Below are 1,615 nucleotides of genomic sequence, written 5' to 3' on the forward strand. Positions count from 1 at the left end.
CCGCACGTCAGTCTGTCTAACGATTATTAAAAAATATCCGTTTTTGGCATGAAAATGGATGTTCTTTGTCGAATCTCTGTATCTAAGGAGATGAGCGCATATGCCTTTTATTGAAGGTGAAGATAGACATCAAATTCATTTACTGCCAAATACGCTGGATGAATTCGTTGAAGAAGAAAATCCTGTCCGAGTTATCGATGCATACGTTGATAGCTTGACCCTTGAAGAATTGGGGTTTCAGGTGTATTCGGGCTCCAAAGCGGGGCAAAAACCATATCGCCGGGAAGAGCTTCTCAAGCTCTATCTTTACTGTTATATGAACGGCATCCGTTCCTCTCGCAAGATGGAAACCGAAGCGAAAAGAAATATGGAACTGATGTGGCTAATTGGTAAGCTCCAGCCGGATCACGGCACTTTATCTGCATTTATGAAGAATAACAAAACGGCCATAAAAAAACTGTTCAAAGAATTCACCTTAATGTTAAAAGGATTCGGGTTAATCGATGGTCAACTTGTCGCGATTGACGGCACAAAATTAAAGGCAGACTGCTCTAAAAAGAAACACTTTAATGACAACATTATCAGTAAGAAGCTAGAGTATATCGACGAAAAAATCGATGCCTATTTGCGCGATTTTTTAACGGAGGACAATCGCCTCAAAAAGCAGGAAATCACGGAAAAGCTAGAGGTCTATCAGGAGAGAATGCATGAGCTGCAGGTAATGAAACAAGAACTCAAGGAAACGGGTGAAAACCAGCTCTGCGTGACCGATCCCGACGCCAAATCAATGAAAAACAACGGAAAGCATGAAGTTTGTTTCAATGTTCAAACTGCGGTGGACAGCAAGTATAAATTGATCGTGGACTGCGATACGGTCAATGATGTCAACGATCAAGGGCAGCTGTCCAACATGGCAAAGAAGACAAAGCAAGTTTTCCGTGATCAAAAAATCACAATTCTGGCCGATACAGGTTATTATAATTATCTTGAAATCATCGACGTTGTCGACGAAAACACCGTACTCTTAATAAAGCCACAGAAGGGAAAGCATGATAAAGTAGCTAGCGGATTTGATAAAGAGAACTTTGAGTATGATGCCATAAACGATAGATATATCTGCCCGTTGGGTTATGAACTACCTTTTAAATGGAATGGAAAACAAGATGGAAAAGAGTACAGGCGTTACACATGCGAAACCTTCGATGTTTGCGGACAAAAGGATCTCTGCACGTCTGCCAAAGGCGGGAGATCGGTAACCAGACTTAGAGATGAAGAAGTGATTGAACAGATTGCCGAAAATACCCGTACTCAATGCAATACATATAAGCAAAGAGCGGCAATCGTTGAGCATCCTTTTGGGACGATAAAACGTCACTTGGGCTATACATACTTTTTAACGCGAGGGTTGGCATCAGTAGGCACTGAGACCAATCTGATTTGTCTTGCCTATAATATCAAGAGAATGATCAAAATAAAGGGAGTGAAGGAGCTCATACGTCTCTTCAGAGACCGAGCTCATTCAATATCTAAGATGCACAACGTTAATTTAAGTAAAATTGCATAAATCCATGATTTAAAGCGTGCTCAGAAATCAGTTGTTAGACAGACTGACGTA

At 41.0% G+C, this 1,615-nt stretch carries 1 protein-coding gene; it reads left to right on the forward strand.

Annotation, left to right across the window (positions count from 1 at the left end):
* Positions 1 to 100 precede the first annotated feature (100 nt).
* Positions 101 to 1,564 (forward strand): IS1182 family transposase, encoded by a 1,464-nt coding sequence (locus tag ICC18_RS33290; RefSeq protein WP_223193100.1) that lies wholly within the window; start codon positions 101 to 103, stop codon positions 1,562 to 1,564.
* Positions 1,565 to 1,615 lie beyond the last annotated feature (51 nt).

The sequence above is a fragment of the Paenibacillus sedimenti genome (assembly GCF_014534655.1).
Lineage (GTDB): Bacteria > Bacillota > Bacilli > Paenibacillales > NBRC-103111 > Paenibacillus_E > Paenibacillus_E sedimenti.